This window comes from Streptomyces orinoci (assembly GCF_003121295.1).
GTDB classification, from domain to species: Bacteria; Actinomycetota; Actinomycetes; order Streptomycetales; family Streptomycetaceae; genus Streptomyces; species Streptomyces orinoci.
This window is the reverse complement of sequence record NZ_PHNC01000029.1, coordinates 467208-490543: the sequence shown is the minus strand read 5'-3', so window position 1 is coordinate 490543 and position 23336 is coordinate 467208. Positions and strand designations below refer to the sequence as shown.

The window sequence follows — 23336 nt, the reverse complement described above, 5'->3', positions numbered from 1 at the left end:
CATCCGCGAGAGGAGCCACGAGCCCAGATGCCGAATCCGTCCTCTTCCGCTTCCTCTTCCGCTTCCTCGTGCCAAGGGCCCTCGCCCGTGTGCCGGGAGCCCGCGCAGCCCGCCTTCGAGGGTGCGGCACCGGTCCTCGACCCGCTCGCCGAGGTCCGCTCCGGGGACGATCCGGCCACCGATGTCTTCCTCACCGGAACCGTCTTCCTGGACATCATCTTCACCGGCCTGGACTCCGCCCCGGTGCGCGGCACCGAGTCCTGGGCCCGGGGCATGGGCTCCAGCCCCGGCGGCATCGCCAATATGGCCACCGCGCTGGCCCGGCTGGGCCTGCGCACCTCGCTGGCCGCCGCCTTCGGCGACGATATGTACGGCGAGTACTGCTGGGAGGCGCTCTCCCGGGGCGAGGGCATCGACCTCAGCCAGTCCCGGGTGGTGCCCGGCTGGCACTCTCCGGTCACCGTCTCCATGGCCTATGAGGGCGAGCGCACCATGGTCTCGCACGGCCACCAGGCGCCCGAGACGCCCAGACCCGAGTGCCCCGGCCCGGCCCGGGCCGCGGTGGCCCTGCTGGAGCCCGGCAAACGGGAGGAGTGGATCGCCAGGGCGGCCCGGCGCGGCAGCCGGGTCTTCGCCGATGTGGGCTGGGACGACACCGGCCGCTGGGATCCTGACGACCTGGCCGGCCTGGAGCACTGCGAGGCTTTTCTGCCCAACGCCGAGGAGGCCATGCGCTACACCCGCACCGACTGCCCGCGGGCCGCGGCCCGGGCGCTGGCCGAGCGGGTGCCGCTGGCCGTGGTGACCATGGGGGAGAAGGGGGCGTACGCGGCCGACTCGCGCACCGGGGAGACCGCCGAGGTACCGGCGATCAATGTGGAGGCCCTGGACCCCACCGGCGCCGGGGATGTCTTTGTGGCCGCCTTTGTCACCGGCACCCTGGCCGACTGGCCGCTGCCCGACCGGCTGGCCTTCGCCTGTCTGACCTCGGCCCTCTCCGTCCAGGAGTTCGGCGGCTCGCTCTCCGCCCCCGGCTGGGTGGAGATCGCCGCCTGGTGGCAGCACCTGCGCTCCTATGACGACCAGGCCGGGGACGCGCTGCGCCGCTACTCCTTCCTGGACGGGGTGCTGCCCTCGGCGGCCCGGCCCTGGCCGCTGCGGCGGGCGGTGCCGACACTGGGCTTCCGCGGGCGGTAGCCGGATCCCTGCGGGGGCGGTAACCGGATCCGTGCGGGGGCGGCCCCGGCTCGTAAAACCCCTCGGAGGGGGCCCGGAGGGCGTCGTACCCTGGAGTCATCCAGGGTTCTCGACAGAGAAAGAGGGGTTGAGCAGGCCAGAGAGCCGGCCCATGACTCAGACACCCACACGACCGCAGGCACAGGCCCGCTTCACCGTCCCGGCCAAGCACCCCATGGTGACCGTACTGGGCTCCGGCGATGCGCTGCTGCGCGTGATCGAGAAGGCTTTTCCGGCCACGGACATCCATGTCCGCGGCAATGAGGTCAGCGCTACCGGCGAGCAGCATGAAGTCGCCCTGGTTCAGCGCCTGTTCGACGAGATGATGCTGGTGCTCCGGACCGGTGCGCCGATGACGGAGGACGCGGTGGAACGCTCGATCGCCATGCTGCGCGACGAGGAGAGCCAGGCCGAGACGCCTGCCGAGGTGCTCACCCAGAACATCCTCTCCAGCCGGGGCCGCACCATCCGTCCCAAGACGCTCAACCAGAAGCGCTATGTGGACGCCATCGACAAGCACACCGTGGTCTTCGGCATCGGCCCCGCCGGTACCGGAAAGACCTATCTGGCCATGGCCAAGGCGGTGCAGGCGCTCCAGTCCAAGCAGGTCAACCGGATCATCCTGACCCGGCCCGCGGTGGAGGCGGGGGAGCGGCTGGGCTTCCTGCCCGGCACCCTCTACGAGAAGATCGACCCCTATCTGCGGCCGCTCTACGACGCCCTGCACGACATGCTCGACCCCGACTCCATCCCCAGGCTGATGGCCGCCGGGACGATCGAGGTGGCGCCGCTGGCCTATATGCGCGGCCGGACGCTCAATGACGCCTTCATCATTCTCGACGAGGCCCAGAACACCAGCCCCGAGCAGATGAAGATGTTCCTCACCCGGCTCGGCTTCGACTCCAAGATCGTGATCACGGGTGATGTCACCCAGATCGACCTGCCGGGCGGCACCAAGAGCGGTCTGCGCCAGGTCCAGGAGATCCTCCAGGGTGTGGACGACGTCCACTTCTCCATCCTCACCAGCAATGATGTGGTGAGGCACAAGCTGGTGGGCCGTATTGTCGATGCGTACGACAGGTACGACAGCCGCGCCGCGCAGTAACCGGCGCAGTGATCGAGAAGCAGGAGCCACCCAGCACCATGGCGATCGACGTCAACAACGAATCCGGCACCGAGGTCGATGAACAGGCGATCCTCGATGTCGCCCGCTATGCCCTGGCCCGGATGCGCATTCACCCGCTCTCCGAGCTGTCGGTCATCGTGGTTGACGCCGAAGCGATGGAGCAGCTGCATATCCAGTGGATGGATCTGCCCGGGCCGACCGATGTGATGTCCTTCCCGATGGACGAGCTGCGTCCGCCGGCCAAGGACGACGAGGAGCCCCCGCAGGGCCTGCTCGGTGACATCGTGCTCTGCCCGGAGGTCGCCAAGCAGCAGGGCGAGGCGGCGCCGACCCGGCACTCCATGGACGAGGAGCTCCAGCTGCTCACCGTCCATGGAGTGCTGCACCTGCTGGGCTACGACCACGAGGAGCCCGACGAGAAGGCCGAGATGTTCGGCCTGCAGGCCGCGATCATCGACGGCTGGCGAGCCGAGCGCGGCATCGAAGGGGCCTCCCCGGCTCCGACGATCACGTGACCGGCCAGCTGATCGCCGCCGCGGTCCTGCTGCTGATGGTGGCCTGGCTGGCCGCCTGCGCCGAGACCGGCCTCTCGGTGACCACCCGCTATGGCGCCGAGGAAGTGCTGCGCTCCGGGCGGCGTGGTGGCGCCAAGCTGATGGCGGTGGCCGCGGACCCCACCCGCTACCTCAATGTGGCGCTGCTGGTGCGCATCACCTGCGAGATGGCCGCCGGGGTGCTGGTCACCTATGTCTGTCTGCACTCCTTCGCCGAGACCTGGCAGGCGCTGCTGGCCGCGATGGCGCTGATGGTGCTGGTCTCCTATGTGGCGGTCGGCGTATCGCCGCGCACCATCGGCCGCCAGCATCCGCTGGGCACCGCCATCGCGGCCGCCTATGTTCTGCTGCCGCTGGCCCGGATCATGGGCCCGGTGCCCCGGCTGCTGATCCTGCTGGGCAATGCCCTCACCCCCGGCAAGGGGTTCCGGATGGGCCCCTTCGCCTCCGAGGCGGAGCTGCGGGCCATGGTGGACCTGGCCGAACGGGAGTCGCTGATCGAGGACGACGAGCGCCGGATGGTGCACTCGGTGTTCGAGCTGGGCGACACCCTGGTGCGGGAGGTGATGGTGCCGCGCACCGACCTGGTGGTCATAGAACGCGGCAAGACCATCCGGCAGGCGCTCACCCTGGCGCTGCGCTCCGGGTTCTCCCGGATCCCGGTCACCGGGGAGAACGAGGACGACATCGTCGGCATCGTCTACCTCAAGGACCTGGCCCGTAAGACGCATATCAGCCGGGACGCGGAGAGCGAGCTGGTCTCCACGGCCATGCGGCCGGCGGTGTTTGTGCCGGACACCAAGAACGCGGGCGATCTGCTGCGCGAGATGCAGCAGCAGCGGACGCACTGTGCGGTGGTGATCGACGAGTACGGCGGTACGGCCGGCATCGTCACCATCGAGGACATCCTGGAGGAGATCGTCGGCGAGATCACCGACGAGTACGACCGGGAGCTGCCGCCGGTGGAGGAACTGGGCGACGAGCGCTACCGGGTGACCGCCCGGCTGGACATCGGAGACCTCGGCGAGCTGTACGGCCTGGAGCTGGACGACGAGGACGTGGAGACGGTCGGGGGCCTGCTGGCCAAGCGGCTGGGCAGGGTGCCGATCGCGGGGGCGGTGGCGGAGGTTCCGCTCGCCACGCCGGGTCCCGATCCCACGCTGTCCGCACTCCGGCTCACGGCCGAGGCGGCAGCGGGGCGCCGCAACCGCATTGTGACGGTACTCGTCGAGCCAGTCCGAACCGTCTGAGCCAGCCCCGGCTTCCCGCTGCCGGGTGCGCCCCACCGGGGGCGCGGGGAGGCCATACGCCGCCGGGTGCCCCCGCCAGGGGCGCGGGGAACTGCGCGACCAGCCACCCACCGGCCTGCGGCCGAACGGCAACGGCCCTCGGCAGACGCCACACGTCGCCGGGTGCCCCCTCAGGGGCGCGGGGAACTGCGCGACCAGCCACCCACCGGCCCGCGGCCGAACGGCGACCGCCCTTGGCAGACGCCGTATCGTCGCCGGCGCGGGCCGGATTGGGCTGGTCGCGCAGTTCCCCGCGCCCCCAACGGGGGCGCACCCGGCGATGGGGCGGGCGTCTGCCAAAGACGCTCGGAGTTCGGCTGCGGGCCGGATTGGGCTGGTCGCGCAGTTCCCCGCGCCGCTGAGAGGGGCGCCCCGCACCGCCAAGTGGGGGAAGTCGCGCATAGCGCCGCGCACTGGGGATACCCGGGGGCAATGGTCCTGCTCAAAGCCATTGCCAGACCGCTGCTCTCCGCCTCGTTCCTCTCCAGCGGCCTACAGACGCTCAACCCACCCGAACCGCTGGTCAAGGCCGCCGCCCCCGTCGCCCTGGCCGTCGCCGAGCGCGTACCCGGCCTGCCAAGGGACGCCCGTACGCTGGTCCGCCTCAATGGGGCGGTCCATGTCGTGGCGGGAACCATGCTCGCCCTCGGCCGGTTTCCCAGGATCGCCGCGCTGACCCTGGCCGCCAGCCTGGTCCCCACCACCCTGGCCGGTCACGCCTTCTGGCAGGAGGAGGACCAGTTCAAACGGATGCAGCAGAAGATCCACTTCATGAAGAACGCATCCATCATGGGCGGCCTGCTGATCACCGCCGCCACGGGCGGAAAGACCCGGAACCGGTCCCGGTGCCACCCCCGGCACCGGCCGCAGGGGAGCCATCGATGAGCGAGTTCGAACGCACCCGGGCCATGCCCGCGATGCCCGAGGTGGTCTTCAACGAGGCTTGCGACCTAGGCCACTTGGGCAGCTGGCTGCCCGGCGATGTACATGTCCGCCCGCAGAATCCGCCCTCGGTCACCGTCCATGAGGACCGTACCGGCGAGGACGCCGCCGCCCTGGTGCGCACCGAGCCGGACCGGCTGCGCATGGAGTGGGGCACCAAGGAGGCCGGCCGCTACACCGGCTGGCTCCAGGTGAGCGCCCACAACGGCGGCGTCAGCCAGGTGACCGTGCATCTGACCTTCTTCGACGAGTCGCACGCCCCCGAGCCCAGCGCCATCGAGGAGGCGCTGGAGCAGAGCCTGGCCCGGCTGGAGGAGCAGGTCCGGCTGCGCGGCCCGGGGCCGGAGGGGCCGGGCTGAGCCCGGCGGCACCTCAGCGTCCCGCCCGCCGCCCCCGCAGCCCCAGCGCGATCAGCACCGCCACCACGGCCACCACCGCCGCGTCCACGCCCAGGCCGAGCCGTACGCCGCCCAGGGTGGCCTCGGCGAAGGAGGCGCCGCCGTCCTTGAGGTCCGCGGTGCGCGCCGAGGAGACCGCGCTCAGCAGCGGGATGCCCACCGTGATGCCCAGCTGCTGGGAGCTGGTCACCAGGCCGGTGGCCAGGCCCTGTTCATGGTCCGGCAGTCCGGAGGTGACGGTGACGCCATAGGCGACGATGGCCCACATATGGCCGACGCAGGCGATGGCCGCCGCCACCAGAGCCAGCCAGGCACCGGAACGCACTCCCAGCCCCAGCAGTACCGCGGTGCACACCGCCTGCACCGCCAGCCCGGTCACCAGGGTGTTACGGGCCCCGAACCGGGCGATCACCCGGGGCGCCACAATCCCGGCCCCCGCCGCGAACGCCCCCTGCACCCCGAAGACCAGGCCGGTACGGAAGGCGGAGAGCCTCAGCACCTCCTGCAGATACAGGGTGAGCAGAAAGACCACGGTGGTCATCATCGAGAAAGTGACCAGTCCGCCCAGGTTCCCCCAGGCGACCGTGCGCCGCCGCAGCATCGGCAGCGAGACCAGCGGCTGGGCGGCCCGCGATTCCACCAGGACGAAGGCGGCCAGCAGCAGCACCCCGGCCACCAGCGAGACCAGCACATCGGCGCCGCCGAAGCCGCGCTGGGCGGCGCTGGACAGGGCGTAGATCAGGGCCAGCAGACCACCGGTCACGGTCACCGCGCCCGGTATGTCGATCCGGGGCCGCTGCGGATGCCGGGACTCCGGCAGCAGCCCGGGCGCCAGGGCCAGCACCGCCACCCCGGCCACCGCCAGCAGTCCCATGGTGGAACGCCAGCCGAGGGCGTCCGTCATCACCCCGCCCAGCACCATGCCGACGGTGAAGCCCAGCGACAGTACGGTGCCGCTGACGCCCAACGCCCGTTCCCGCTGCGGTCCTTCGGCGAAGGTGGTGGTCAGCAGGGACATACCGGTCGGGACGATCACCGCCGCGCCCAGCCCCTGGAGCGTCCGCCCGGCCAGGAAGGCGGCCGGGTCCCAGGCCAGCGTGGCCAGCACCGAGGCGAGGGTGAACAGTGCCATCCCGGCCAGGAACAGCCGCTTGCGGCCCAGGAGATCGCCGATCCGGCCGAAGAGCAGCAGAAAGCCGCCGGAGGGCAGGGCGAAGGCGGTCACCGCCCACTGGAGATCGGCCTGGCCCATGCCGAGGTCCGAACCCAGCACCGGCAGTGCGACGTTGAGGATGGAGAAGTCCAGCGCGACGATGAACTGGGCGGCGCACAGCACCAGCAGGACCAGCTTTGCGCGGGCGGAGAGGGAGGGGTCGGGTGCCGCGGCCACCACCGGTGGGGCGGGAGAGGTGTCGATCGCCATGCCCCCACCCTCCGGTTTCCGGAATACCCATGGGGAGAAGGCGTTTATGGTGGTGGCCGCACCACCAGGCAGCAGGGGGAAGCCTTGACCACTCCGTCCACAAGGACCACTCCGTCCACAGCGTCCGCACGCCCCACGGCATCCGCGCGGCAGTCGCGCCGGCGGCCGGAGTTGCGGGAGTTCCTGATGAGCCGCCGGGCCAGGGTCTCCCCGGCCGAGGCCGGCCTCCCCGACGGCGGCGCCCGCCGCCGTACCCCCGGCCTGCGCCGGGAGGAGGTCGCGGTGCTCGCCGGCGTGGGCGCCAGCTGGTACCAGTGGCTGGAGCAGGGCCGGGACATCACCGTCTCCCCGCAGGTCCTGGACTCGGTGGCCCGGGTGCTCAAGCTGGACGGCACCGAGCGCCGCCACCTCTATGTACTGGCCGGGCTCAACCCGCCGCTGCCGGACGCCGCCTATCCGGAGGACTACCTCTGTGACGGCCTGCACCGGCTGATCGACGGCTGGATGCCCTACCCGGCGCACATCATGGACCCCTACTGGAACATCGTCGCCTACAACGAGGCGGCCGGTCTGGTGCTGGGCTTCCGCCCGGAGACCCGGCAGAACTGCCTGATCGACTTCTTCACCGACCCCTTCTACCGCTCGCGCGCCAACAACTGGCGGGAGAACGCGGAACATGTGGTCGCCCAGTACCGCGCCGCCTGCGCCGAGCGCCCGGAGGACGAGGGCTTCGCCGAGATCATCGCCGAACTCGCCACCACCAGCCCGGAGTTCGCCGAGCTGTGGGCCCGTAACGATGTGCGTCCCGCCGGGCAGCTGACCAAGGAGTACAGCCACCCGCTGGTCGGTGTCCTGTATCTGGAGGCCACCCAGCTGCGCGTCCCGGCCCGCCCGGACCTGGCGCTGGTCTTCCACAACCCGGTCCCGGACTCCGGCACCGCCGCCAAGCTGGAGTGGCTCACCAGCCCGGAGGGCCGCCGGGGCGGGATGTACTCGGTGGCCGGGTGAACCAGCGGTTTCACTATCCTCACCCCATGACGGACATCACCGCGCTCGGCCCCGAAGACCGCAAGCTGATCACGCTCGCCCGCGCCACCCGGGCCCGTAACGCCGTCCCCGAGGGCGCGGCGGTACGGGACGAGACCGGGCGCACCTATGTCGCCGGGACGGTCGCCCTGCCCTCCCTGGGGCTGAGCGCCCTGCGGACCGCGGTGGCGATGGCCGTGGCCAGCGGTGCGAAGTCCCTGGAGGCGGCGGCGGTGGTCTCCGAGGCGGCCGGGGTGCCGGAGGAGGACCGGGCGGCGGTCAGTGACCTGGGCGGCCCCGGGACCCCGGTGATACTGGCCGGGCCGGACGGCACCCCGCTCTCCGCGATCACCGCCGGCTGAGCCCCTCGATGTGGCTGATCGCCCCCTGATCGCCCCGCTGGTCTGCGCCGCCGGGGCGATCAGGGAGAATATGTGACATGGACAAGGCCCCCTCTTCCTCCCAGCAGCCCTTCCGCGCGGGCTTCGCGTGCTTCGTCGGCCGCCCCAACGCGGGCAAGTCGACCCTGACCAACGCACTGGTGGGGACGAAGGTCGCGATCACCTCCAACCGTCCGCAGACCACCCGGCACACCGTGCGCGGCATTGTGCACCGCCCGGACTCCCAGCTGGTCCTGGTGGACACCCCCGGTCTGCACAAGCCACGCACCCTGCTGGGCGAGCGGCTCAACGATGTGGTCCGTACCACCTGGGCCGAGGTCGATGTGATCGGCTTCTGCCTGCCCGCGGACCAGAAGATCGGCCCCGGTGACCGCTTTATCGCCACCGAGCTGGCCGCGATCAAGAAGACCCCCAAGGTGGCCGTGGTCACCAAGACCGACCTGGTGGACTCCAAGGCGCTGGCCGAGCAGCTGCTGGCCGTCCAGAAGCTGGGCCAGGAGCTGGGCATCGAGTGGGCGGAGATCATCCCCGTCTCGGCGACCGCCGGCAAGCAGGTCTCGCTGCTCGCCGACCTGCTGGTCGGCCTGCTCCCGGAGAGCCCCCCGCTCTACCCCGAGGGCGAGCTCACCGACGAGCCCGAGCAGGTCATGGTCGCCGAGCTGATCCGCGAGGCCGCGCTGGAGGGCGTCCGCGACGAGCTGCCGCACTCCATCGCCGTGGTGGTCGAGGAGATGCTCCCCCGCGAGGACCGCCCGGCGGACAAGCCGCTGCTGGACATCCACGCCAACCTCTATATCGAGCGCCCCAGCCAGAAGGGGATCATCATCGGCCCCAAGGGCGCCCGGCTGAAGGAGGTCGGCATGAAGTCCCGTAAGCACATCGAGGCGCTGCTGGGCACGCCGGTCTACCTGGACCTGCATGTCAAGGTCGCCAAGGACTGGCAGCGCGACCCCAAGCAGCTGCGCAGACTGGGCTTCTGACCGCTACGACCGGACTGGTCAGCCGGCGAGCCGGTCAGCCGGTGATGAACTCCCGTACCAGCTTGGCGAATTCCTCCGGCTTCTCGAAGAAGGCCACATGCCCGGCGTCGATCTCGGCGTACCGGCTGCCGCCGATGGCGGCATGCAGGGCGCGGCTGTGCTCCACGGGCACGGTGGCGTCCTGGGTGGCCCCGATGACCAGGGTCTCCGCCTGAACGCGCGGCAGCAGACGGCGGATGTCCACCCGGGTGTCGAGGTCCACATGGCGCAAAGTGCCGGGCGTGGGCGGCATATTGGCGACCAGCTGCTCGACCTGCGCACGCCCGATGGCGTTGAGGAAGCCATGGCTGAAGCCGGTCATGGCGACGAGGCGGCCGAAGGCGGCCGGGTCGCTCTCGCCCAACTGCTGCCAGAGCGCGAAGTTGTTGCGCAGATACTCGTCCCCCTCGGTGTGCGCCCAGCCCGCGACCAGGATCAACCGCCGTACCAGGTCCGGCCGCAGGGCGGCCGCGGCGGCGGCCACCGGCGCGCCCATGGAGAAGCCCAGCAGATCCACGGGCCCGCCGCCCGCGTCCTCGATCACGGCGATCACCTGGGCGGCCAGGCCCTCGACAGTCAGCGGGCCCCCGCCGTCGGTGGTGCGCTCGGTGCCGGAGAGATCCGCTGTGATCACGGTGCGGTCCTCGCCCGCCAGCACCGGCGCGATCTGCCCCCAGGTCAGCCCGGCGCCCGCGGAGCCGGTTCCATGGACCAGCAGCAGCGCGGGCTGTTCGCCGCCGCCCTCTCCGGTCCGGTCGTGGTGGACGTCGCGGTGGACGTCGTAGTGAACAAGGGCGTCGGCGACGGTCACGGTGGCCATGGTCGCTCTCCTTCGGCTGTCTCGCTGCTGCGGGCTACGGGCTACGGGCCCCTTTGGCCCGTCCCCGGCAACACTGCCGCCGCCCGCCCTCGCCCGGCAGAGACCTGATCAACCTGGGACCGGCAGTCCCTGGATACGGTCCGCGGCCGGGCAGGATGTCCGCATGACGATCAACCGCCCGGAACTCGCCGACTTTCTGCGCCGCTCCCGGGAGCGGATACGTCCGCAGGACGCGGGGCTGCCCGCCGGGCCCCGGCGTCGCACCCCCGGCCTGCGGCGCGAGGAGGTCGCGCAGCTGGCGGGCATGTCGGCGGACTACTACATCCGCCTGGAACAGGCCCGGGGCCCCCAGCCCTCCCCGCAGATACTGGCCGCCCTGGCCCGCGCCCTGCGGCTGACCTCCGACGAACACGACCACCTCTGTCTTCTCGCCGGCCACCAGCCGCCCGCCGGGGCCGCCTCCGGCGACCACATCGCCCCCGGCCTGCTGCATCTGCTCGGCCAACTGCCCACCACACCCGTCCAGATCCTCAGCGCCCTGGGTGATGTCCTGGCGCAGAACCCCATTGCCGAGGCCCTCCTCGGGGGCGTCTGCACCGTCTCCGAACACGGCCGCAATGTGGTCTGGCGCTGGTTCGCCGACCCGGCTGCCCGGGCCGCGTACCCGCCGGAGGAGCATGACCACTACAGCCGTCTGCACATCGCCGACCTGCGCGCCGCCATGGCCCGCCGCCCCGATGACCCGGCCGCGGCCCGTCTGCTGGCCCGCCTGCTGTCCACCGGCGAGGAGTTCACCCGGCTATGGGCGCTCCACGAGGTGGCCGTCCGCCGCCGGTCCCGGATGCGGGTGCTGCACCCGGAGACCGGGCCCCTGGTCCTCGACTGCCAGGTCCTCCTCGCCCCCTCCGGCGACCAGCGCGTCATCATCCTGACCCCGCCGCCCGGTTCGGAGGCGGTACAACGGCTGGCCCTGTTGCGTGAGTTGAGCAACGAGGCGTTTGCGGCCGTCGGTTGATTGGTACGGGGTTGAACTGGCCCGGTTTCCGCAGCGGGAAGGCGGGTTACGGGAAGGAAACCCGCCCATGTTCAATGACCAAGTATCCATAGTGACCGGTGCGGCTTCCGGAATGGGCCTGGCACTCAGCCGCCGGCTCCTGGCAGCCGGGGCGAAGGTGGTGATGGCCGATATCGACGGGGAGCGGGTCGCCCAACTCGCCGCCTCGCTGGGCGAGTCGGCGCACCCGTACACCGTGGATATGACCCGGGAGGCGGAGGTCACCGCCCTGGTGGACGAGACCGTGGAGCGGCACGGACGCCTTGACCATATGTTCAACAACGCCGGAATCGGCGGCACTTTGCCCTTTCACCGGGCCACCACCGCCCACTGGGAACGCATCATCTCCGTCAACCTCTGGAGCGCGATCCATGGCACCCGCGCCGCGTATGGGCATATGCGCGCCCGGGGCTCGGGCCATATCGTCAATACGGCCTCCATCTCCGGCCTGATCCCGGTGCCGATGCAGACGCTCTACAACACCACCAAATACGCGGTGGTCGGCCTCTCCACTTCCCTGCGCCCGGAGGCGGCCGCGCATGGGGTACGGGTCTCGGTGGTCTGCCCCGGCATGGTGGACACCGGCATCTTCGGCGTACCGATCCTCGGCGAGCGCAAGCGCGATGTCCCCGCCCCGCCCGGCTCCGTCCCCGCCGACCGGGCGGCGGCCATCATCCTCGCCGGAGTCGCCCGCAACCGCCCGGTCATCGTCTTCCCGGCCCGTGACCGGGTGGGGGAGTGGCTGCAACGGCATGCGCCGGGGGTGATGGCACGGCGGATGCGGGGGCTGTACCGGAGACGGGCGGCGGGCTTGTGAGCACCTGGCCGAGTTGGCCATGGAACGCGATATGAGCATCGGCCGGTTGGTCGAGATGCTGGCGGCGGAGCACCTTACCGCCGCGCAGCGCGCCGAGCGCCTTGCCGCTGACCGGGAAGTCGTCCGGAACGTGATCGGCGTTGACATCAGTGATGAGGAGTTCGAGCGGGCTCCCGATGTCCTGGGCAACATCTACGAGATGGCTGCGAGAAAGGCACGGGCGGCCCGGGCAATGCGCGCGTGACCACTGTTGACGCCGGAGCCGTCAAAGCCAGCGCCGACCGGCATTAGGCGCTCAATGTGCTGGTCGGCAATATGGCTGGTGCTGCCGTCCGATACAGGCGGAGTCGGAAGAGGAGAGCGTTTCCCGCCGTGTGCTTGCCGCCATGACGATTCCGCTGACCGGCGATGAGGGCGCCTACCCGCCCGGTGTGGTCACCGTCGATATCAACTCCCCGGGGACGCTGGGCTTTTAGATGGTTTCGGACGCGGTCCCCTTCAGGTATTCGGAGAGCGGTACGGACTCGGCCATGGCGATCCGCTGGGCTTGCCGGAAGGGTTCCGGGTCACCCTCGTAGAGTTCGCGACTGACGGGCCTGCCCTCCGCGTCGAAGTGCATCAGCACGACCGTCGAGTGATCGAAGATCCAGAAGTCCTGGAAGTCCGGGAGAGGGTTCTCCCGGTCGGTCACGTCCAGGACGCGGACGTCCTCGCCTGCCTTGACGCTGTATGCGTAGTACTGAAACGCGAAGCGGAGGTAGTCCGAGAGCGGGCGCGTGACGATGTGGACCCGCCCCATCGCGCGGCCGGATGCCGTGTGTGAGCGGATGAGCCTCTGCCAGTCGTCGTCGTATGTGACGGCGGGCCTCTCCCCGGCCAGGAAGCGGGCGAACTCTTCCGTCTCTTGGGGTACGCGGTATTCAGGAAGCCTTTCGAGCCTCCACGCCTCGGCCTGGAAGTTTTGGAACTTGGCCTTCCACTCTTCGTCGTCCAGGAACATGTTCAGCCTCCTTGAGGGGCGTCATGCGGGGCAGTGGAGTTCAGGTGCCGACCGGTTCGGCGAGCATGTCACCACGGCGATGCTGAGGAACAGGGGACGTCCGAGGTAGAACCCGAACGAGACGTCGTCGCCCCGGGCCAGGGTTTCGGCCGCGTAGGCGGAAGTGACGGCATGCCGGTTGTGGGAACTGTTGATGTGTCTTGTGTAGTGGGCGAGTTGGCCACTCACCCATTGCGCGGCTTGCGCTGGATCGTTCCAGGTTCCCCGGATTGCCTTGGCCGGCTTCAGCAACAAGTGGGCGGTCTGGAGCGGTGGTACATCGGTGGTGCGCCATTGGGCGACGGCTTCCCGGTAGCGCTGGATGACGTCCGGTGGGCAGGTTGCCGGCGGCTCGTCCGCCGGGGGCGGGCGGCGCAGGCTCTCCTTGTCGAAGACGGCCTTGTCGCCGACCCATAGGTAGCCGTGGAAGTGCACGGTTCCCGTCCAGTTGTAGGTGAAGGGCTCCCGCCGCCCTGGAGTACGGGAGGGCGGGAGCCGTTGTCGGTCAGACCGAGAGACCGAAGCGGGACGGACTGATCCCCGCCGCGTTCAGTTTCGCCGTGGTGAATCGCAGGGGTGCGGCATGCGGGCGCTTGCTGTCGCCCAGAGCCCAGGCGTCTTCTCCAATACGGGCGAGGGTTACGCACGCCTCGCCGTCGGGGTGGGTGTTGCCTCCGCACGCCTTGGAGAACTGGGCGCCGTCAAGAGTGAGGCTGTACAGGCCGGTCATGGCCGTGCCTTCCTGATTGAGGTGGGTGCGGATACCGAGCTAGGCGTCGTAACGGCAGTCGCACTGTTCCGGCGGGTTCCGCCTCCTGGACTCCGCGAAGACCAGGGCGTTGATCAGCTTGCGTGCCGTCGGCAACGGCACCGTCCCGAGGTAGACGGACGGCTCACCGCTGAGGGATGCGCGGCCCGTCAGCAGCGGCCACGAGTCCACGTCCCCGACTTTGATGCCCATCTCAGCCAGTACACGACCCAGCATGAAGGCCGTGTCATCGGCCTTCTTCTTTCCCGCCATGAAAGCGTCGGCTTGCTGTGCGGCAGTATCGGTTTCGGTGGTCATGGAGAGATTGTGGACCGTTAAGCGAGCGGATATGACCTGCATTCCCGTGATGGACTAAAGATCATGAACGGTAAGCATTGGCCCATGCGGACAGGCGTTCTCGTGCGTGATCCTCGAACAGTGCCCTCTCCTCGTATCCGGCGAATTCGTCGAGGTACGCGGATACATCGCGGGGGGTCGCGGAACATCATCACTCCAGTAGACGCTTCCACGGTTGCCATGCATTCGTCATATACCGTGAACGTTGTCAGCGGGCATCCCGGCAGATATGTATCCACGGGAATGACCCCAAGCCTCACCGCGGGCAGATGAGAAAGTGACACCAGGTGATCGATCTGGATGGCCATGGCGTGTGGCGGGATCTTCGTAAACCGCACGGCTTGCTCGGTAAGAATGAATGTAAACGACTTCGATTGGTCATAGAGTACAGCCTGTCGCTCCAGCTTCTTGCTTATCACTTTCCCTAGGTCGCCCTCGACGTCGTCGAGGCTGGCTTTGATGTATTCAGGCGTCGAGAGCAGGCCGGTAATCATCGACAACAGGAAGAACCGGAACTCGGTGGTGATCTTCTCTACCTCGGCTAGCTCGACCTGCCCTTTGTCGAGCCCCTTGCGGAGGAGCGACCGGTAGTCCTGCCACTCGGTGTTAGCGATTCGGGCCAGGGCTGTTACTTCGGCGATGAGGCCAGGAGGCGCCTTCAGTGCCCTCAAGATCCGTTCTACGTCCATGAGCGACGGGGTTCGTTTACCCGTTTCAATCTTGCTGATTTTGGATTGGCTCATGGAACAACGCTGAGCGAGCCGGTCCCCCGTAAGGCCGGCTCGCTTGCGTAGTTCTCTCAGCGTCTCCGCCAGGTCAGCCTTGCTCTGGCCCAGCTCTGCGGGTTCAAGTGTCAAGCTGTTTCACGTACTCCGAGAACGGCACAGCCTCGGCGAGGGCGATTCGCTGGTACTCCAGGAACGGTGTGGGGTCCCCATTGAATAGTTCCCGATTGATTTGCTTACCGTCCGGCTCGTAGTTCATGAGTACGACCGTGGACCGGTCGAACATCCAGAAATCCTGAACGTCTGCCAGCGGGTTGGGCCGGTCCGTTACGTCAAGAATTCGGATGTCCTCCCCGGCGTCGAACTGCGGGGCATAGTACTGTGCGAACTCAAACCGGAGATAGTCCGAGAGCGGCCGCGTGACGATGTGGACCCGTCCGATGCTTCCGCCGGTCTCCCGGTGCTTCTGGATCAGGTCGATCCATTCGTCATCGTCTTCGGGAACCACTGGTTGGCCGGAGAGGAACCGGGAGAATTGTTCCGCTTCCTGCGGGACGATGTACTGGGGCAGCGTTTCAAGTCGCCACGCTTCCTTTGCGAAGTCCCGGAACTTGGCGTCCCAGGCGTCACCAGCCAAGAGCACGGAATGCCTCCCTCAACACCCTCTCAGGGATCTTGACCAACGCTTCACCGGCTGGGGGCTGGAACGCGTTGGAGGTCTCGCCCTGGACGACGAAGCCGCCGTCGGAGTCGTCGAGGTAGACGTTCGGGCAGTCCTTCTTGCCGCAGTCGCCCTGTCCGCTGCCCGTGAGCCGCGTAAGCGCCATGTGCCAACTCCCTTGGAGGCTGACCCCGGTTGGGTCTCCTGCATCTGACCGTATGCAGGTCGGGCATGAGGCGTCCATGCCGCCTCGGAGATATTCCCGTCATGGACTAAAGATCAAGGTGCGGAGTGCCCCTGCGCTTTCTGTGGCGCTCTCCTGGGGCCACCTTCGACTGCATACTCCCGAGCTCCGGCCCCCGGACCCCGAGCGCTCTTTCCAAGGAATGGGTGGCGGGCTTGACCCGCCCACCCACCCAGGCGTCCTGGCCCGCCAACTGCCTTGCGCACTCGAACGGATGACTTTTCGGAATCCGTGGCGGAGAGGCCGCCGAGGCCGTATAGCGTGCTGAGAAAGCAAACGGCCCCCGGTCGGTGTGGCAACACCTCCGAGGGCCTGACCACAAGATCCCAGACTGCGAGGTCGATCTCATGGCTACTGCCCAGGTTACCCCCATGGCCGCCCCCGGGTACGGCAAACGCTCCGCTCCGGATCAAGGTCCTCGCACCGCCCGCGACTTCGCGCATCTCCCCGCCCGCGAGGCGGCCATCGCCGCGTATATCGACCGGCTGCCGGACGGCGCCGCCATGGACGCCAAGACGCTGGCGAAGCAGCTCGCGGCGTATGGGCAGCAAGCGGTGCGTACCGCGCTCAACAACCTCGCCAGGGCAGGTCATTTGAGGCGAGTGCAGGAGCCCGCCGCAGAGGGGCGTACCCAGTGGGTGACCCGCACCTTCTTCAGCCGGACGCCGCGCGATGACCAGTGGTGGTCAACCTTCCTTGCGGGGGACACCCCGAAAGAGGTGGCCGAGAGGCCGCAAGCCGGGCCGTCGCGGGCCTATCGCGCGCTGGCCGCGCTCGGGCGTAGCCAGCCGCGCCTGGCCCTCTCCGCCGCCGAGTGCGCGGCCCTGGCCCCACTGGCCGAGCAATGGTTCCAACGGGGTGTGGGAGAAGGCGAGTTCGCGCGCCTGCTGGGGCTTGGGCTGCCGGGGGAACCGATTCACTGCCCGGGTGCGTTCATCCGCAGGCGGCTGATCGACAAACTGCCGCCCGAAGTGAGCGTTCCGGTCAGCCAGGCCCGCATCCTGGAGTGCACCGGCTGTGGTATCCCCGGCACACCCCAGGCACTCTCCGGCGGCCTCTGCCGCACCTGTCATGGTGAGGGACCGGCCGCCGCCATGGACCCCGCGCACGCCGCCGAGATCCGGCACCGGGTGGACCGACTACGTGCCGTGGTCCGGGAGCGGCGCTCGGCCGGTGGGCCCGGCGTGCGCTGAGCCCAGGGGCTTACTTGCGTACCGTGTACCAGGAGCCGATGCCGTTGCAGCCGCCGCTGTTGAAGGAGATGCTGCGGTAGCCGGGCGGGATGGGTGAGCCCGAGCAGGTCCAGATGCCGTTGCGGACGAGCTGGTGGTACCAGGCGCCGATGCCATTGCAGCCATTGCGGTCGTAGTTGGTGATGACATAGCCGGAGACGATGGGCGAACCGGAGCAGGTCCAGAGGCCGTTGCGGGCCAGCCGGTGGTACCAGGCGCCGATGCCGCTACAGCCGTTGCGGTCGTAGTTGGCGATCACATAGCCGGGGACGATGGGCGAACCGGAGCAGGTCCAGATGCCGTCGCGGACGGGCTGGTGGAACCAGGAGCCCTGGCCGTTGCAGCCGTTGCGGTCGTAGTTGGTGATGACATACCCGGCGGGGACGGGTGCCCCGGAGCAGGACCAGCCGCTGGACGAGCGTCCGGCGGTGGCGGCATGGGCGGCGCCCGCGCCCGTGCCCAGGATGACGGTGAGGGCGGAGAGGAGGAGGGTAACTGCGGCGAGGAGAGCGGGTATTCGGCGGTCCGTGAATCTTCGCGGGGGCAGAGCGGGAGCGGTTGCTGTGTTCATTGGACACCGGCCCTGTGTGTAGGGAGGAGGGGGGACAAACCCTACTTGGGTGAAAGGGAGTTCGAGGCGCCTTTGCGCAGGACGGTTGGGATCAACTTCCGTGGAGCGGCGCTGAGATGGGTAGTGGAAGGTGTCCGGCACACGCCCCGGTGCCCGGACGGGTTTGCGGTGATCAGGGTGCGGGCGTTATCCGCGGTCCGTCCCAGGGCAGCGCGGCCGACGGCCTGTTCTACAACCTGCTGCACCTCCGGCGCCCCGCTCACCAGGCCGTCGCGGCCCCGGAAAAACAGGCTCTCAAGGCCGCCTTCGCCCCCCTCGACGACGCCACATGGTGCCAGGCCGTGCTGGACCGGGCGCGAGAGGTCTTCGGCCAGGCATTCCGGGGACTTGGCTAGGCGCCTTCGCGCAGAATGGTCCGGATCAACTCCCGTTGGTCGTCCGTGAGATGGGGATCCGCGAGGTGCACCTTGCGGTTGTCCACGGTGATTTCGTAGTGGAAGCCGTCCGGCACGCCCCGGCCGCCGGGTGCGTCGCGGCCCGGGGCCAGGGCGCGGTGGGCCAGGGCTTCCAGGTGGGTGGCGTCGGGCCGGCCGGTGGTGTCCAGTTCGGCCCGGCGCTCAATGCCCGCGAAGCCCCCGGTGCGCGAGATGACGATCCGCATGGGCTCATTGTGGCCCGTACGGGCCGTGGCTACGAGGTGGGGACGCCCACCTGGGCCCACGCCTTGAGCACGGCCCCGGTCTCGGCGCCCTCGCCGTACAGCGAGCGGGCGGTGGCCGCGGTCAGCCGGGCGAAGGTGGCGAAGTCGGCGTCGGCGGGCAGGTCGCCGCCGGTGAGGGTGGCGTACCAGATCTTGCCGGCCCGCTCCCAGGCATGGCCGCCCAGCGCGGTGGCCAGCAGATAGAAGGCGTGGTTGGGGATGCCGGAGTTGAGATGCACCCCGCCGTTGTCGCGGGGAGTGTGCAGATAGCCGGACATGGTGGCCGGCTGGGGGTCGCGGCCCAGGCGCGGATCGTCATAGGCGGTGCCGGGGGCCTTCATGGAGCGCAGGGCCACGCCATGGATGTCCGGGCCCAGCAGGCCGGCGCCGATCAGCCAGTCGGCCTGGTCGGCGGTCTGGCCCAGCGAGTACTGCTTGATCAGCGAGCCGAAGACATCCGAGAGGGACTCGTTGAGCGCGCCGGACTGGCCGTAGTACTCCAGGTTGGCGGTGTGCTGGGTGACGCCATGGGTGAGCTCATGGCCGATCACATCCACACAGCCGGTGAAGTCGCCGAAGACCTCGCCGTCCCCGTCGCCGAAGACCATCTGCTCGCCGTCCCAGAAGGCGTTGTCATAGTTCTCGCCGTAGTGGACCGAGGCGATCAGCGGCAGACCGGCGCCGTCGATGGAGTGCCGGTCATGAACGTGCAGGTAGTAGTCGAAGGTGGCGCCCAGCCCGGCATAGGCCCGGTTGCAGGTGGCGTCCTTGCAGGGCTGGTCGCTCTCGGCGAGCACCTGCCGGCCGGGCAGGTCCTGCTGGTGGCCGGAGTCATAGATGGTGCGCTGGGGGTGATCGGCCGGGGCGGGGGAGGGGGCGGCGGCCGTGGTACGGGAGGCGGTCAGCAGGCGGCGGGTGCGCAGGGTGGAGTCATGCTCCAGGGTGCGCAGGGCGGGCTCATGGTGGCGGGGATCCTCGGAGCGGGCCAGCCGGTCGAGCAGGTGTGGGGGGACGATGCCGTGGTGGACGTATGGCCTCTCGGTGGGGTTCATGGACGCAATGTCGCACCGGGGTACGGGGCTGTCAGCGCGTCCGGTGCGGATTCACAAAGATGGGTGGCGCCGGTCCGATACGGGCGTCCGTCCCGCATGCTGGAACGGACGGGCGGGGGCCGGGGGACTCGGTTAGGGTGCTGCGCACCATGCGTTCCGGGATGCTCCTGCTTAGCTGCCGCGGTGAGGGCCTGTAGTCGATAGGCCGACCCCCTCCCCGCGGAGTCAGGTGCTGCCCCGCAGCCACCCCGTCGGCCGTCCCCTCAGCGGATATCCGAGGAGCGCCGCGCACCATGCCCGAGACCTTCCAGTCCGTAGGCCGTCCCACTCCCCTCACCGCCGCCACCGTCACCCAGCGGCCGTCCGGTATGCCCGTGCACCGCTACGGCCGGTACGAGGCCGTGGACCTGCCCGACCGCAGCTGGCCGGACCGGCGGATCACCGCCGCGCCGCGCTGGCTCTCCACCGATCTGCGGGACGGCAACCAGGCACTGATCGACCCGATGTCCCCGGCCCGGAAGCGGGAGATGTTCGATCTCCTGGTGCGGATGGGCTACAAGGAGATCGAGGTCGGCTTCCCCTCCTCCGGCCAGACCGACTTCGAATTCGTCCGGTCGATCATCGAGGAGGGCGCGGTACCGGAGGATGTGACCATCTCCGTCCTCACCCAGGCCCGTGAGGAGCTGATCGCCCGCACCGTGGAGTCGCTGCGCGGGGCGCACCGGGCCACCGTGCACCTCTACAACGCCACCGCGCCGCTGTTCCGCCGGGTGGTCTTCCGGGGCTCGCGCGAGCAGGTCAAGCAGATCGCGGTGGACGGCACCCGGCTGGTGATGGAGTACGCGGAGAAGCTGCTGGGCGAGGAGACGGTCTTCGGCTACCAGTACAGCCCGGAGATCTTCACCGACACCGAGCTGGACTTCGCGCTGGAGGTCTGCGAGGGGGTGATGGACGTCTGGCAGCCGGAGGACGGCCGCGAGATCATCCTCAACCTGCCTGCCACGGTGGAGCGTTCGACGCCCAGCACCCATGCGGACCGCTTCGAGTGGATGTCGCGGAACCTGTCCCGGCGGCAGTGGGTGTGCCTGTCGGCGCATCCGCACAATGACCGGGGTACGGCGGTGGCGGCGGCCGAGCTGGCAGTGATGGCCGGGGCGGACCGGGTGGAGGGCTGCCTGTTCGGCCAGGGCGAGCGCACCGGCAATGTGGACCTGGTGACGCTGGGGATGAACCTGTTCTCCCAGGGCGTGGACCCGCAGATCGACTTCTCCCAGATCGACGAGGTCCGGCGGACCGTGGAGTACTGCACCCAGATGGAGGTGCATCCGCGCCACCCCTACGCCGGCGACCTGGTCTACACCGCCTTCTCCGGCTCCCACCAGGACGCCATCAAGAAGGGCTTCGAGGCCATGGAGGCCGGGGCCCGGGCGGCGGGCAAGGATGTGTCGGAGATGGAGTGGGCGGTGCCGTATCTGCCCATCGACCCCAAGGACGTCGGACGGTCCTATGAGGCGGTCATCCGCGTCAACTCCCAGTCGGGCAAGGGCGGAATCGCCTATGTGCTGAAGAACGACCACAAGCTGGACCTGCCGCGCCGGATGCAGATCGAGTTCTCCCGGATCATCCAGGCCCGTACCGACGCCGAGGGCGGTGAGGTCAGCCCGCAGGAGATCTGGGCGGTATTCCGGGACGAGTACCTGCCGGACGGGGAGCGGCCCTGGGGCCGGATCCAGCTGCGCTCGGCGCAGACCACCACCGGTGGCGAGGGCACCGACGCGCTGACCGTGGAGGCCGTGGTGGACGGGACGCCCACGGTGCTCACCGGTACCGGCAACGGCCCGATCTCCGCGTTTGTGGACGCGCTGGCCGCGATCGGGGTGGACGCGCGAGTGCTGGACTACACCGAGCACACCATGAGCGAGGGCGCCAGCGCCCAGGCCGCCTCGTACATCGAGTGCGTGATCGACGGCCGGGTGCTGTGGGGCATCGGCATCGACGGCAACACCACCCGGGCCTCGCTGAAGGCGCTGGTGTCGGCGGTCAACCGGGCCTACCGGGGCTGAATGCCCTGCCCCGTAAGGGAGTTGTCAAGAGCGCGCCACCGAAACCACTGGATCCGGTGGGATCGGTGGCGTGTTCGAGCGGCACTTCTCCCAACTCCGCGCAACTCTGCGTACGGGGTACTGACGGCACATTGTCGATGTGGCTAACATCACGTCAACGCGGCGACAATGCCGTGGCGTTATGGAGGTGCCCGGTGATGCACGCGCAAGGCCGACGCAGCCCCGACTGGTGTGTGCTGGGCGTACGCACCGTGTGGCGCACCGTCGGTGACGGCGAGTTCTTCTGCCCCGGCTGTGGCGGTGACCGCAACTACCACCGCCGTGTCGGCCGCCGCCGTCTTGTGGTGTTCGGGCTGCCGCTGCTCGCGCGCGGGCCGGTGGGGCCGGTCGTGGAGTGCACCGCCTGCGGGGCGCGCTATGGCATGGACATCCTGGACCACCCCACCACCACCCGCTTCTCCGCGATGCTGCGGGACGCGGTGCACACGGTGGCGCTGGCGGTGCTGGCGGCGGGGGGCACCGAGGCGCGTACGGTGCGCCGGGCGGCGGTCGGCGCGGTACGGGCCGCGGGGTTCGCCGACTGCAGCGAGGAGCAGCTGGTCACCCTGATCGAGGCGCTGGCGGCGGACACGGGGCGGCTGCCGGGGCTGCGGGCCGCGTCGGGCAGCGGGTTCGACGCGCGGGGTACGGCGCTGGCGATTGAGCTCCATGAGGCGCTGGAGCCGTTGGCTCCGCATCTCGCTCCGGCCGGCCGGGAGTCGATTCTGCTCCAGGGGGCGCGGATCGCCCTGGCGGACGGGCCTTACCGCCCCGCGGAGCGGGAAGTCCTGTCCACGGTGGGCCGCGCCCTCTCCCTCTGCCCCGACGACACGGCCCGCCTCCTCACCGCGGCGACCCGCACGCCGTCGTAGCGCACGCCCCTGCTGGGGGCGCCCCGCCAGGGGCGCGGGGAACTGCGCGACCGGCCACCCACGGCCTGCGGCCGAAGCGCGACGCCCTGCCCTCGCCGGGCGCGCCCGGCAGCCGCAGGGCAACCGTGGGCGAAGAGACGTCCCGCCAGTGCGGGACAATGAGTGACATGACTCTGTTCCGCGACGACGGCATCGTGCTGCGCACCCAAAAACTGGGCGAGGCGGACCGGATCATCACCCTCCTCACCCGAGCGCACGGCCGCGTCCGAGCCGTAGCCCGCGGCGTACGGCGGACCAAGTCCAAGTTCGGCGCCCGCCTGGAACCCTTCTCCCATGTGGATGTGCAGTTCTTCGCCCGCGGCGGAGAACTGGTCGGCCGCGGCCTCCCGCTGTGCACCCAGACCGAGACCATCGCCGCCTACGGCAGCGGCATCGTCACCGACTACGCCCGCTACACCGCCGGCACCGCCATGCTGGAGACCGCCGAGCGGTTCACCGACCACGAGGGCGAACCGGCCGTACAGCAGTACCTGCTGCTCGTCGGCGGCCTGCGCACCCTGGCCGCCGGGGAGCACGCCCCCAACCTGATCCTGGACGCCTTCCTGCTGCGCTCGCTGGCGGTCAACGGCTACGCACCCAGCTTTGACGCCTGCGCCCGCTGCGGCATGCCCGGGCCGAACCGGTTCTTCTCCACCGCCGCGGGCGGAGTGGTCTGCGGGGAATGCCGGGTGCCCGGAAGCGTCGTACCCTCCTCGGAGTCGATCGAGCTCCTCGGCGCGCTGCTCACCGGGGACTGGGCGACGGCGGACGCGTGCGAGCCGCGCTATGTCCGGGAGGGCAGCGGCCTGGTGGCGGCGTATCTGCACTGGCACCTGGAACGGGGGCTGCGCTCCCTCCGTTATGTCGAGAACAGCAACTAGGAGAAGTG

Annotated in this window: 29 protein-coding genes; 17 read left to right on the top strand and 12 right to left on the bottom strand. The window is 69.6% G+C overall.

Annotated features, from left to right (window positions below; genetic code table 11):
* The first annotated feature begins 27 nt into the window (after window positions 1-27).
* From CV755_RS17055 to CV755_RS17030, 6 genes are all read left to right on the top strand, one after another.
* Window positions 28-1197 (top strand): PfkB family carbohydrate kinase, encoded by a 1170-nt coding sequence (locus CV755_RS17055; RefSeq protein ID WP_109281090.1) that lies wholly within the window; start codon window positions 28-30, stop codon window positions 1195-1197.
* A gap of 151 nt (window positions 1198-1348) precedes the next feature.
* The gene (locus CV755_RS17050; RefSeq protein ID WP_109281089.1) at window positions 1349-2341 is read left to right on the top strand and encodes a PhoH family protein; all 993 of its coding nucleotides are present in this window, start codon (window positions 1349-1351) and stop codon (window positions 2339-2341) included.
* Between the two features lie 38 nt (window positions 2342-2379).
* Window positions 2380-2877: an rRNA maturation RNase YbeY gene (gene ybeY, locus CV755_RS17045; RefSeq protein WP_109281088.1), complete on the top strand. Its 498-nt coding sequence runs from the start codon at window positions 2380-2382 to the stop codon at window positions 2875-2877.
* Window positions 2874-4166, top strand: coding sequence for a hemolysin family protein (locus CV755_RS17040; RefSeq protein WP_109281087.1), 1293 nt, complete (start codon window positions 2874-2876; stop codon window positions 4164-4166). The genes ybeY and CV755_RS17040 overlap by 4 nt, the downstream gene beginning before the upstream one ends.
* 471 nt (window positions 4167-4637) lie before the next feature.
* Window positions 4638-5090, top strand: coding sequence for a DoxX family protein (locus tag CV755_RS17035; protein WP_109281086.1), 453 nt, complete (start codon window positions 4638-4640; stop codon window positions 5088-5090).
* Complete coding sequence (locus CV755_RS17030) at window positions 5087-5506, top strand: SRPBCC family protein (protein WP_109281085.1); 420 nt, start codon at window positions 5087-5089, stop codon at window positions 5504-5506. The genes CV755_RS17035 and CV755_RS17030 overlap by 4 nt, the downstream gene beginning before the upstream one ends.
* Before the next feature lie 13 nt (window positions 5507-5519).
* Here CV755_RS17030 and CV755_RS17025 read toward each other — a convergent pair whose 3' ends face one another.
* Window positions 5520-6968 carry an MFS transporter gene (locus CV755_RS17025; RefSeq protein WP_109281084.1) on the bottom strand — a complete coding sequence of 483 codons (1449 nt, stop codon included), beginning with the start codon at window positions 6966-6968 and terminating at the stop codon, window positions 5520-5522.
* 186 nt (window positions 6969-7154) lie between these two features.
* On the opposite strand from CV755_RS17025, the gene CV755_RS17020 reads away from it, so the two are divergent.
* From CV755_RS17020 to era, 3 genes are all read left to right on the top strand, one after another.
* A complete protein-coding gene (locus CV755_RS17020) occupies window positions 7155-7976 on the top strand; it encodes a helix-turn-helix transcriptional regulator (protein ID WP_109281083.1) in 822 nt (273 codons plus the stop codon).
* A gap of 26 nt (window positions 7977-8002) precedes the next feature.
* Window positions 8003-8356, top strand: coding sequence for a cytidine deaminase (locus tag CV755_RS17015; protein ID WP_109281920.1), 354 nt, complete (start codon window positions 8003-8005; stop codon window positions 8354-8356).
* Window positions 8357-8433: 77 nt separating this feature from the next.
* Window positions 8434-9375, top strand: a complete 942-nt coding sequence (gene era / locus CV755_RS17010) for a GTPase Era (protein WP_109281082.1) — start codon at window positions 8434-8436, stop codon at window positions 9373-9375.
* A 34-nt stretch (window positions 9376-9409) separates the two neighbouring features.
* Here era and CV755_RS17005 read toward each other — a convergent pair whose 3' ends face one another.
* Window positions 9410-10234 carry an alpha/beta fold hydrolase gene (locus tag CV755_RS17005; protein WP_109281081.1) on the bottom strand — a complete coding sequence of 275 codons (825 nt, stop codon included), beginning with the start codon at window positions 10232-10234 and terminating at the stop codon, window positions 9410-9412.
* Window positions 10235-10397: 163 nt separating this feature from the next.
* On the opposite strand from CV755_RS17005, the gene CV755_RS17000 reads away from it, so the two are divergent.
* From CV755_RS17000 to CV755_RS16990, 3 genes are all read left to right on the top strand, one after another.
* Window positions 10398-11249 (top strand): helix-turn-helix transcriptional regulator, encoded by an 852-nt coding sequence (locus CV755_RS17000; RefSeq protein WP_109281080.1) that lies wholly within the window; start codon window positions 10398-10400, stop codon window positions 11247-11249.
* A 67-nt stretch (window positions 11250-11316) separates the two neighbouring features.
* Entirely contained in the window at window positions 11317-12105 is a 789-nt protein-coding gene (locus tag CV755_RS16995) for an SDR family NAD(P)-dependent oxidoreductase (RefSeq protein ID WP_109281079.1), read from the top strand.
* Window positions 12106-12136: 31 nt separating this feature from the next.
* Window positions 12137-12349, top strand: coding sequence for a hypothetical protein (locus CV755_RS16990; protein ID WP_241561259.1), 213 nt, complete (start codon window positions 12137-12139; stop codon window positions 12347-12349).
* A gap of 228 nt (window positions 12350-12577) precedes the next feature.
* Here CV755_RS16990 and CV755_RS16985 read toward each other — a convergent pair whose 3' ends face one another.
* From CV755_RS16985 to CV755_RS16955, 7 genes are all read right to left on the bottom strand, one after another.
* Window positions 12578-13105, bottom strand: a complete 528-nt coding sequence (locus CV755_RS16985; protein WP_109281077.1) for a DUF6879 family protein — start codon at window positions 13103-13105, stop codon at window positions 12578-12580.
* Window positions 13106-13126: 21 nt separating this feature from the next.
* Entirely contained in the window at window positions 13127-13579 is a 453-nt protein-coding gene (locus CV755_RS16980; protein ID WP_109281076.1) for a hypothetical protein, read from the bottom strand.
* Window positions 13580-13649: 70 nt separating this feature from the next.
* Window positions 13650-13874, bottom strand: coding sequence for a DUF397 domain-containing protein (locus CV755_RS16975; protein ID WP_109281075.1), 225 nt, complete (start codon window positions 13872-13874; stop codon window positions 13650-13652).
* A gap of 39 nt (window positions 13875-13913) precedes the next feature.
* On the bottom strand, window positions 13914-14210 hold the full coding sequence (locus tag CV755_RS16970; RefSeq protein ID WP_153068687.1) for a hypothetical protein: 297 nt from the start codon (window positions 14208-14210) through the stop codon (window positions 13914-13916).
* Between the two features lie 17 nt (window positions 14211-14227).
* Entirely contained in the window at window positions 14228-15106 is an 879-nt protein-coding gene (locus CV755_RS16965; RefSeq protein ID WP_338323667.1) for a Scr1 family TA system antitoxin-like transcriptional regulator, read from the bottom strand.
* Window positions 15096-15617, bottom strand: coding sequence for a DUF6879 family protein (locus CV755_RS16960; RefSeq protein ID WP_109281073.1), 522 nt, complete (start codon window positions 15615-15617; stop codon window positions 15096-15098). Before CV755_RS16960 ends, CV755_RS16965 begins: the two co-directional genes overlap by 11 nt.
* Window positions 15601-15801, bottom strand: coding sequence for a hypothetical protein (locus CV755_RS16955; RefSeq protein ID WP_109281072.1), 201 nt, complete (start codon window positions 15799-15801; stop codon window positions 15601-15603). The genes CV755_RS16960 and CV755_RS16955 overlap by 17 nt, the downstream gene beginning before the upstream one ends.
* A gap of 425 nt (window positions 15802-16226) precedes the next feature.
* On the opposite strand from CV755_RS16955, the gene CV755_RS16950 reads away from it, so the two are divergent.
* Complete coding sequence (locus CV755_RS16950) at window positions 16227-17072, top strand: hypothetical protein (RefSeq protein ID WP_241561257.1); 846 nt, start codon at window positions 16227-16229, stop codon at window positions 17070-17072.
* A 10-nt stretch (window positions 17073-17082) separates the two neighbouring features.
* Here CV755_RS16950 and CV755_RS16945 read toward each other — a convergent pair whose 3' ends face one another.
* Window positions 17083-17682 carry a hypothetical protein gene (locus tag CV755_RS16945; protein ID WP_109281070.1) on the bottom strand — a complete coding sequence of 200 codons (600 nt, stop codon included), beginning with the start codon at window positions 17680-17682 and terminating at the stop codon, window positions 17083-17085.
* A 149-nt stretch (window positions 17683-17831) separates the two neighbouring features.
* On the opposite strand from CV755_RS16945, the gene CV755_RS16940 reads away from it, so the two are divergent.
* Window positions 17832-18077 carry a hypothetical protein gene (locus CV755_RS16940; RefSeq protein ID WP_109281069.1) on the top strand — a complete coding sequence of 82 codons (246 nt, stop codon included), beginning with the start codon at window positions 17832-17834 and terminating at the stop codon, window positions 18075-18077.
* Here CV755_RS16940 and CV755_RS16935 read toward each other — a convergent pair.
* Entirely contained in the window at window positions 18074-18343 is a 270-nt protein-coding gene (locus CV755_RS16935; RefSeq protein WP_109281068.1) for a protealysin inhibitor emfourin, read from the bottom strand. The two genes, CV755_RS16940 and CV755_RS16935, sit on opposite strands and share 4 nt — an antisense overlap.
* 29 nt (window positions 18344-18372) lie before the next feature.
* Entirely contained in the window at window positions 18373-19434 is a 1062-nt protein-coding gene (locus CV755_RS16930; RefSeq protein ID WP_109281067.1) for a M4 family metallopeptidase, read from the bottom strand.
* A gap of 293 nt (window positions 19435-19727) precedes the next feature.
* Between CV755_RS16930 and leuA the strand changes: the two genes are divergently transcribed.
* The 3 genes from leuA to recO all read left to right on the top strand — a co-directional run bounded on the left by leuA (window position 19728) and on the right by recO (window position 23328).
* Complete coding sequence (gene leuA / locus CV755_RS16925) at window positions 19728-21497, top strand: 2-isopropylmalate synthase (protein ID WP_109281066.1); 1770 nt, start codon at window positions 19728-19730, stop codon at window positions 21495-21497.
* A gap of 197 nt (window positions 21498-21694) precedes the next feature.
* Entirely contained in the window at window positions 21695-22408 is a 714-nt protein-coding gene (locus CV755_RS16920) for a TerB family tellurite resistance protein (RefSeq protein WP_109281065.1), read from the top strand.
* Window positions 22409-22575: 167 nt separating this feature from the next.
* Window positions 22576-23328, top strand: coding sequence for a DNA repair protein RecO (recO, locus tag CV755_RS16915; RefSeq protein WP_109281064.1), 753 nt, complete (start codon window positions 22576-22578; stop codon window positions 23326-23328).
* The last annotated feature ends 8 nt before the right edge of the window (window positions 23329-23336 follow it).